This window comes from Alphaproteobacteria bacterium (genome assembly GCA_030680745.1).
GTDB lineage: Bacteria > Pseudomonadota > Alphaproteobacteria > JAUXUR01 > JAUXUR01 > JAUXUR01.
This window is the reverse complement of the sequence record JAUXUR010000082.1, coordinates 1-7,506: the sequence shown is the minus strand read 5'-3', so window position 1 is coordinate 7,506 and position 7,506 is coordinate 1. Positions and strand designations below refer to the sequence as shown.

At 35.2% G+C, this 7,506-nt stretch carries 11 protein-coding genes; 4 read left to right on the top strand and 7 right to left on the bottom strand.

All coding sequences use genetic code 11. The annotated features are described in order from the left end of the window. The coding region (locus Q8L85_10360; GenBank protein MDP1725087.1) for a GNAT family N-acetyltransferase at positions 1 to 276 on the top strand (276 nt) is incomplete at its 5' end. Beyond that, positions 273 to 689 carry a GFA family protein gene (locus Q8L85_10355; GenBank protein ID MDP1725086.1) on the top strand — a complete coding sequence of 139 codons (417 nt, stop codon included), beginning with the start codon at positions 273 to 275 and terminating at the stop codon, positions 687 to 689. The genes Q8L85_10360 and Q8L85_10355, both read left to right, overlap by 4 nt. A 320-nt stretch (positions 690 to 1,009) precedes the next feature. Here the strand turns inward: Q8L85_10355 and Q8L85_10350 are convergent, their stop codons facing one another. The 5 genes from Q8L85_10350 to Q8L85_10330 all read right to left on the bottom strand — a co-directional run bounded on the left by Q8L85_10350 (position 1,010) and on the right by Q8L85_10330 (position 3,908). Continuing rightward, on the bottom strand, positions 1,010 to 1,336 hold the full coding sequence (locus Q8L85_10350; GenBank protein MDP1725085.1) for a TfoX/Sxy family protein: 327 nt from the start codon (positions 1,334 to 1,336) through the stop codon (positions 1,010 to 1,012). Positions 1,337 to 1,383: 47 nt separating this feature from the next. Then, positions 1,384 to 1,569 (bottom strand): hypothetical protein, encoded by a 186-nt coding sequence (locus tag Q8L85_10345; protein ID MDP1725084.1) that lies wholly within the window; start codon positions 1,567 to 1,569, stop codon positions 1,384 to 1,386. Next, complete coding sequence (locus Q8L85_10340; GenBank protein ID MDP1725083.1) at positions 1,551 to 1,817, bottom strand: VOC family protein; 267 nt, start codon at positions 1,815 to 1,817, stop codon at positions 1,551 to 1,553. The genes Q8L85_10345 and Q8L85_10340 overlap by 19 nt, the downstream gene beginning before the upstream one ends. A gap of 17 nt (positions 1,818 to 1,834) precedes the next feature. Then, positions 1,835 to 2,725 (bottom strand): aminoglycoside phosphotransferase family protein, encoded by an 891-nt coding sequence (locus Q8L85_10335; protein ID MDP1725082.1) that lies wholly within the window; start codon positions 2,723 to 2,725, stop codon positions 1,835 to 1,837. Positions 2,726 to 2,930: 205 nt separating this feature from the next. Then, complete coding sequence (locus Q8L85_10330; protein MDP1725081.1) at positions 2,931 to 3,908, bottom strand: alpha/beta hydrolase; 978 nt, start codon at positions 3,906 to 3,908, stop codon at positions 2,931 to 2,933. Between the two features lie 217 nt (positions 3,909 to 4,125). Here Q8L85_10330 and Q8L85_10325 point away from each other — a divergent pair, with 217 nt between their 5' ends. Beyond that, entirely contained in the window at positions 4,126 to 4,668 is a 543-nt protein-coding gene (locus Q8L85_10325) for a hypothetical protein (protein MDP1725080.1), read from the top strand. Between the two features lie 69 nt (positions 4,669 to 4,737). Here Q8L85_10325 and murA read toward each other — a convergent pair whose 3' ends face one another. Then, a complete protein-coding gene (gene murA, locus Q8L85_10320) occupies positions 4,738 to 6,024 on the bottom strand; it encodes a UDP-N-acetylglucosamine 1-carboxyvinyltransferase (GenBank protein MDP1725079.1) in 1,287 nt (428 codons plus the stop codon). A gap of 153 nt (positions 6,025 to 6,177) precedes the next feature. Next, positions 6,178 to 6,741, bottom strand: coding sequence for a dCTP deaminase (gene dcd, locus Q8L85_10315; protein ID MDP1725078.1), 564 nt, complete (start codon positions 6,739 to 6,741; stop codon positions 6,178 to 6,180). Positions 6,742 to 6,829: 88 nt separating this feature from the next. On the opposite strand from dcd, the gene Q8L85_10310 reads away from it, so the two are divergent. Further along, positions 6,830 to 7,309, top strand: coding sequence for a hypothetical protein (locus Q8L85_10310; protein MDP1725077.1), 480 nt, complete (start codon positions 6,830 to 6,832; stop codon positions 7,307 to 7,309). Positions 7,310 to 7,506 lie beyond the last annotated feature (197 nt).

Sequence of the window (7,506 nt, the reverse complement as noted above, 5' to 3'; positions counted from 1 at the left end):
ATACAGGCATTTTTTGATAAGGAGTCAGTCTATATTGACCAATTGTGGGTTGACGAAACTCTTAGAAAACAAGGCTATGGCAAAAAATTATTAGACCAAGCAGAAGGAGAGGGCGTTAAACATGGATGTATTTTTTCTATTACAGATACATGGGATTTTCAAGCAGAAAAATTTTATTTAAAAAATGGTTATGAACGCATGGGTGAAATTAAAAATTATTGGTTCAATCATTCACGCATATTTCTTAAAAAGCATTTAAAGAGGATAACATTATGAAAAGCGAGGAACATAAAGAAATACCAGAATATGTTGGTGGGTGTTTATGTAATGAAACTACCTTTATAGCTAAAGGTGAGCCAATCAACCCACATCTATGCTCATGTAGCATGTGTCAAAAATCGTCTGGTGCGCCAACAATTGCTTGGGTAGAGTTTCCACTGGAGACTTTTCGTTGGAATGGTACAAGAAACCCAGGTTTTTATCAATCTTCAGAAAAAACCCAACGCTGCTTTTGTCAAAAATGTGGAGGGCTACTTGGAGCACTCAACGAAGGATATTCGAATATCTGCATAACTATTGCTTCATTGAACAACCCTAATTTAATAATGCCTGGAGAACAGCACAGTTATAAAGAAAGTGCACCTTTATGGTGGGATCCTAATATTTTAAAGCAGAAAAAAGAAGATTGAGCACCAAACAGGCTTTGAGAAACATTATATTTGATCGGATGGATTGACAATTAATTTGCTGAACAAAAAAAATACAGCAGAAAAAAAGAAATAGAGCCATCGATAGGAAAGTTGTAAGGCGTATTTTGCTACCATATCGATCTCATAATATATATTATGGAAAGCAATGGATTGAATTTCTAATTTAGAAAACAAAGCAAGACTAAACTGACCTTTGAAGAACTTTATTCTGTTAAACCTAATCCTAAAGCACGTCAACGAATCTTAGATGATCATATATTAAGATCACAACATGTTTGAATAACTCAGTAGATATCGTATCATTTTTTCTGTTTCATTTTGGGTAAAGGTAATTCTGCTGCAGAGATTTTAATAAGATTGGTTAAAAATTCCTGATCCTCCCATTTTTCATCTGAAATTAAAAGATGGGGTTTTGCTTTTGGATATGGAAATCCTTCTTCAAAAGAACCAATAAATGCCTTTCCAGCAAGTGTAGGTTTAACAAAAAGTTGATCATCACAAAAAAAAGCAACCACTTTGCCGTCACAATAAATTGCGTATTCACCAAACATTTTTTTCGCAGAAACCAATCCTGCTTCTGCAATTTGATCAAGAATGTAGTCAATAAATTTTTGTTGGGATGCCATCACAAATCCTAATCAAAATAAAAGTTTCACACCATTTATTTTTATAATTATACAAACCATTCAACATTTTTCCAGTTCCCAGGATTTTCTTTTTTATCTAGAATCCGTTTTTGCCAATTGCCCACATGGATTTCAAGTTTGTGATCGTCTGGATCTAAAAAATATAAGGATTTTCCTGGTGACGTATTTTCTTTAAACACTTTACACTTAGAATCTAAAATGCGCGCTGACATTTCATAGAAATTTTCTTCAGATACAGAAAAAGCAATATGTGAATTACACGATGTTGGGATACGTTTTTTTCACGATCAAGATCTAATGAAAACCATACACAAGCAGGTAAATTTGGGCTTCCGGCTAAAAAATACGCACTGCCCTCTGATTTGCATAATGGTTTAAATTCCATTACCTCTTCATAAAATTTAAATGAAATATCAATATCTTGAACTGCAATGTTGATGTGATTAATTCCTGTAATCATTTACCCCTCTGTATTTACTATTTATAATCAGTAAGAACTTCGTCAAGTGCTCTTTTGGCAATACTAGCAAACACAGGATTGCTCAAACGATAATAAGGATAAGCGACAATACCAAAAGTCAGCGCCCAACCACGGGCACGAGCCCATGTAGCATCATCCGGCTGTACGATTGAACGGAATGTGTCTCGAGTCTCACTGGTTAGTAACGTCCATGCTACCATCAAATCACAAGCAGGATCACCAATCCCAGCAGATCCAAAATCAACAATAGCTGTTATACGACCGTTTTGAGCAAGCAGATTTCCAGCATGTAGATCTCCATGAATCCAAACCGGCGGTTTTGACCATATTGGTGCTGCTAAAGCTGATTCCCATATATCGGTTACCAGATCAGCATCGTAAGTATTGCTCAATAAATTAATAGCTTCTCGTGTTTCTTGATCGCGCGTATTTAGTGGCTGACCTCGTCTACATTTTGGGCCGTTTTTTGAGTCAATTTTTTGCATGGTACTCACAAAATTGCCTAAATCAATAGCCGTTTGATGATGATCAAGCATCATTTCTGTGTTTGGATTTTTTCCTTCCAGAAATTGACAAATATACCAGGGTAAATTGTAGTCTGCGCTAGGTCTACCCTCTGCTAAAAGTGTGGGTATGACAATTGGAAGCAATGCCGCAAGATGTTGTAGCCATCGACATTCTTTTTTTACATTCGTTGCCGATCCTTCTGTGCGCGGTAGTCGTATTACTTTATCATCCCCTAGCTTATACATGACGTTGTCAGTTCCCTCAGGGCGTATAAGTTTTAGTTCTAAATTTGCCCAATCAGGGAATTGCGCCGTAAGCAATTTGCGTACAAGATGAAAATTAATATCAACTTCATCTGCATGCATTTTAGCCGTAAACATAAGACTTCTTCCTTTTATATTTCTGCTTACTTATCATATACCCAAATAATCTGAAACTACCGTTTTTAGTCTATGATCTTTGGTCGCTTTTTGAACCAAAAATTCCTAAGGTAAACCCATTATCTGTCGCAATTTTTGGCGTCAAAAATCACCTCAAATTTCATGCCTAAAAATCGGCATTTCCAAATCATTTGGGTATAGATAATTATATCGATGGCATAACTTTATTAATAAAAGATGCTATATCAACAAAAAGTCTTTCTCTAACCTCATCTTTTTCTTCAAAAAGATTATGTTTTGCATCATCATAAATTCTAAGCTCAGAGTAATTACTCATAAATTCTAATATGCGACTATTATTAATAATAACGTCATCTTTTGCAATAACCCATAAGGAAGGTATATCGTTAAATTGTTTTGGATTTGCGTGTAGTGTTTCCAAAGAATCGAGCATCTTATCTAGAAAATACCATGTGGGGCCTGAAGTTACAAATTCTGGACAGAGACGAGACATATCAAAAGCTGTCATTGCACGATTCTTATCATAAGTTGATAATTCGTGATCTTTATAACCTTCTTTAAAGTCATATGGTTTATATCCCATAGCAAAGTCAAAAGGGTTTTTTAGAACTTGATATTTAACATATAATTGCGTCCAAGAATATGGAAGATTATACGTATATAGATCGATCATGGGCGCTAAAAAAATAACCCCCCTCACCTGTAATTTCATCCATGAATTTCTTTCTAATAGGTTTCGTAGCAACAAATGTCCACCCATTGACACACCAATAAAAATAATATTTTCATATTTTTTAATTTTCTTAAAATTCAACACCTTATCAAGATCATCTAACCAAATATCGAATGATGGAATATGTATTTTTTGTGTATCTTCTTCAAGATAACGTGACGATCCTCCCTGAGAGCGCCAATCAAATGAAAAAACATCATAACCGCTATCATTTAAAATATCGATTGTTTCCCCATGTTTTTCTATAAAAGATTTAATTCCTTGTAAAAAAATAATGAGTGTTTTTTGAGGTTGCTTTTCTGATTCACTAAAAAAAAAGCCATAACGTATATAATGGTCATCATCACAGCTGTAATTTTTTAAATAATATTCTTTTGCCTGAAGATTAAAACTAAAAAACAAGCAAACAGTAAGCAGGATTTTAAACATCTTAAAACTCCCTATAGATTATTAAAGCTATTTTTAGTGATATTTTAATTAGAGCACATAAAAAAATTTTTAAAAACAAAATATTTTAAGTTAATATTACATTTTTTTTTTGATAAAAAATGCCATAAACATAAATACATCAACTAAAAGTAAAATGTTTTTTTTACAATGAAAATATGATAGTGTGGCATAAATATTTCATTAATGGAGATTCAAAATGAAGTTTAGTACAAAAGTATCATTGTTTTTATTCGCTATGTTTTTAAATTATACTGCAAATGCAGGTTCGGGTGATGAAATGGATTTAGATGCGGACCAACATAAAATTGAATTAAAAGCTGACTCAAACAACAACACCACTAAACGCAAAAAATTTAAAAGAAATAATAACCTGACATATATACAAAATAGAGCAACCAAAAGAACAATAGATGAATTTTATGATGATTCAGATGAATCTATTAACGAATTATCTTTATATAATGATGGTTGTTACAAATCGAATACTAACACAATCATCATAAATCAGATAGATATAAGAGATACATTAAATACAAACAAGACCAAAAAGCATGATTCCCATCCTGAGACTCCAGAAATTGAACTGGAACAAGGTCTACAAAATGCCAACACCAATGAACATGAAACAAATTTTGAGGATGAACTATCCAGTTTATTAGGTAATATCTATATAGATTTTGGAAATGGAAATACGAATGGTTCTTATGTAGAGAGCAATTTCAAAAAATCGCTTAATTAAATCAATAAACATGAACTATAGAATGCGTAGCTTTAAAACTACGCATTTTTGCATTCAAAACCAATAATCTTATTCTTCGCGAATACGCATAATATCCGCACCACAAGCAGCTAATTTTTCTTCTAAACGTTCATAGCCACGATCAAGATGATACACACGATGAATAAGCGTTTCACCTTTTGCAACGAGTCCTGCTAAAACAAGAGATACAGAAGCACGTAAATCAGTCGCCATTACAGGCGCACCTGTAAGCTCTTGTACGCCCCGTACGATTGCCGCTGAATGATGTACGTTAATATCGGCACCCATACGGCGCAATTCAGGGACATGCATGAAACGATTTTCAAAAATTGTTTCGGAGATCATCGAAGCACCATTCGCAACGGACATTAATGCCATGAATTGAGCTTGCAAATCAGTTGCAAAACCAGGATAAGGTTCTGTTGTAATATCGATACCCTTTAAGGGTCTATCAAGAGCAGAGACAATAATATGATCATCATGACATTCAACATCAACACCCGCTGATGTCAAAACACTTATAAGAGATTGAATTGTATCGGCCCGTGTCCCTGTTAATTTGATTTTTCCACCAGTAATGGCTGCAGCTATAGCATAAGTACCTGTTTCTATACGATCTGGTAAAACGGTATGAGATGCCGCATGTAATTTCTCAACACCTTGAATACGCAACGTATCCGTTCCAACACCTTCAATTTTAGCCCCCATTGCAATAAGGCAATGCGCTAAATCACTGACTTCTGGCTCACGTGCTGCATTGGACAAAACTGTTTCCCCCTTAGCAAGGGTGGCCGCCATTAATAAATTCTCAGTAGCACCAACAGACACAAAAGGAAAAACGATATGCGCACCTGTAAGACCATTAGGCGCCTTCGCCTCAATATAGCCAGAGCTTAAATCAATTTCAGCGCCTAAATCCATCAAACCTTTTAAATGAAGATCCACAGGTCTTGTGCCGATTGCACAACCACCAGGCATTGAAACAGTTGCGTGCCCAAAACGGGCAACAAGAGGTCCTAACACTAAAATAGACGCACGCATACGACGCACCAAATCATAAGGTGCAACGGTGCTTGTAATATTTTGCGCAGTCAACGATAAGACGCGACCAACATGTCCGCCAGGCGCACTTCCATCCATTGAAATGGAGACGCCATGATGTACTAAAAGATTGGCTAATGTTGTGATATCCAATAAATGTGGCAAATTAGAGAGCGTTAAGGTCTCCTCCGTCAAAAGACTTGCAACCAATAAAGGTAAGGCTGCATTTTTAGCACCACTAATGTGAATTTCGCCTTTTAACGGAATACCGCCACGAACTCTAATTTTATCCATATTTAATTTTTTCCTTAATTTTATAATTTTAACTATTCATATTATGAGACAAAGTCTAGAAAGCGTGAGAACCGGCGCGGAGTGTACTTAAAGTACATGAGCACTGGAAGCGCAACGCTGACGACGAATTTGTCCATAATATGGATAGTTATACTAGGCGACTTCGCAGATTGGTAGGGTGACGCCTACTTGCCCCATATATTTTCCTTTTTTATCTGCATAAGACACATCACAAATCTGATCGCCTTTTAAAAATAAAAATTGGCAAATGCCTTCATTGGCATAAACTTTTGCAGGTAATGGCGTGGTGTTTGATATTTCAAGTGTGACGTGACCTTCCCATTCAGGTTCTAGTGGTGTTACGTTCACAATTAAGCCACAACGTGCGTAAGTTGATTTACCTAAGCAAATAACCAATACATCACGTGGAATTTTAAAAAATTCGACTGTACGCCCTAATACAAAACTATTAGGCGGAATAATACACACGTCTGTTTCGCGCGTTGTAAAACTTTTATCGGAGAAATTTTTTGGATCTATAATAGCTGAATCAACATTTGTAAATATTTTAAAATCAGTAGCAATGCGCGCATCATAACCATAAGAAGATACGCCGTAAGAAATAACCCCTGCACGTTTTTGAGACTCAACATAAGGCGAAATCATGCCCTGCGTTTGGGCCATTTCACGAATCCACTTATCTGACATTACGGACATAGATTAAAACTCCACAGTATTAATGTTTAACGATTTTTTAATCTTATCCTCATTATGATTGATATATGAGGCATCAACGGGGGACAAGATGAAAAAAATATATCTTATGGTTTTTACTCTATTTGGCGCAATGATTCAACCTTGTTTTTCAGAATCGTACAAAGTTGATGGAATGACAAGTGAAGAAATCCTTAATGAGGCTCACGCAAATTATAGATCATATTATGATCACATGCTTAATGAATCCGATCGTATTAATCGTGGAGATTTGGTAACACTTTTTCAGCATGAAGATCCTCGCGCACAACCTGACAATAAAAAAAGAGAGCATGAAGGCTTTGATGATAAAGAATTATATGAATATCATCAAATTTTATTAAACATACATGAAGAATGCCATCAAGAATATAAGCATTTAGAGCATCAAATTGAACGACTTCAAAAAATGCATCACGATAATGATACAAATGTCAGCTATATGGAAGATCATAAAAACCTAGCTGCAGCAAGGGCTTATTATAAACTTTGTGAAAATAACGCGCAGCATGAGTTGCATGTTTTGTTTTAAAGATTATATCTATACCCAAATGATTTGAAAATGCCGATTTTTAGGCATGAGATTTGAGGTGATTTTTGATGCCGAAAATTTCGACAGATAATTGTTTTACCTTAGAAATTTTTGGTTCAAAAAGCGACCAAAGGTCATCGGCTAAAAACGGTAGTTTTAGATTATTTGGGTATTAAGTCGAAGTGAAACAAAAAATG

Coding starts and splice junctions, on each gene's coding strand:
- Q8L85_10335 (MDP1725082.1), bottom strand. CDS start 2,725: ATGTTTACGGCTAAAATGCATGCAGATGAAGTTGATATTAATTTTCAT.
- dcd (MDP1725078.1), bottom strand. CDS start 6,741: ATGTCCGTAATGTCAGATAAGTGGATTCGTGAAATGGCCCAAACGCAG.
- Q8L85_10310 (MDP1725077.1), top strand. CDS start 6,830: ATGAAAAAAATATATCTTATGGTTTTTACTCTATTTGGCGCAATGATT.
- Q8L85_10350 (MDP1725085.1), bottom strand. CDS start 1,336: ATGGCATCCCAACAAAAATTTATTGACTACATTCTTGATCAAATTGCA.
- Q8L85_10330 (MDP1725081.1), bottom strand. CDS start 3,908: ATGTTTAAAATCCTGCTTACTGTTTGCTTGTTTTTTAGTTTTAATCTT.
- Q8L85_10355 (MDP1725086.1), top strand. CDS start 273: ATGAAAAGCGAGGAACATAAAGAAATACCAGAATATGTTGGTGGGTGT.
- Q8L85_10325 (MDP1725080.1), top strand. CDS start 4,126: ATGAAGTTTAGTACAAAAGTATCATTGTTTTTATTCGCTATGTTTTTA.
- Q8L85_10345 (MDP1725084.1), bottom strand. CDS start 1,569: ATGTCAGCGCGCATTTTAGATTCTAAGTGTAAAGTGTTTAAAGAAAAT.
- Q8L85_10340 (MDP1725083.1), bottom strand. CDS start 1,817: ATGATTACAGGAATTAATCACATCAACATTGCAGTTCAAGATATTGAT.
- murA (MDP1725079.1), bottom strand. CDS start 6,024: ATGGATAAAATTAGAGTTCGTGGCGGTATTCCGTTAAAAGGCGAAATT.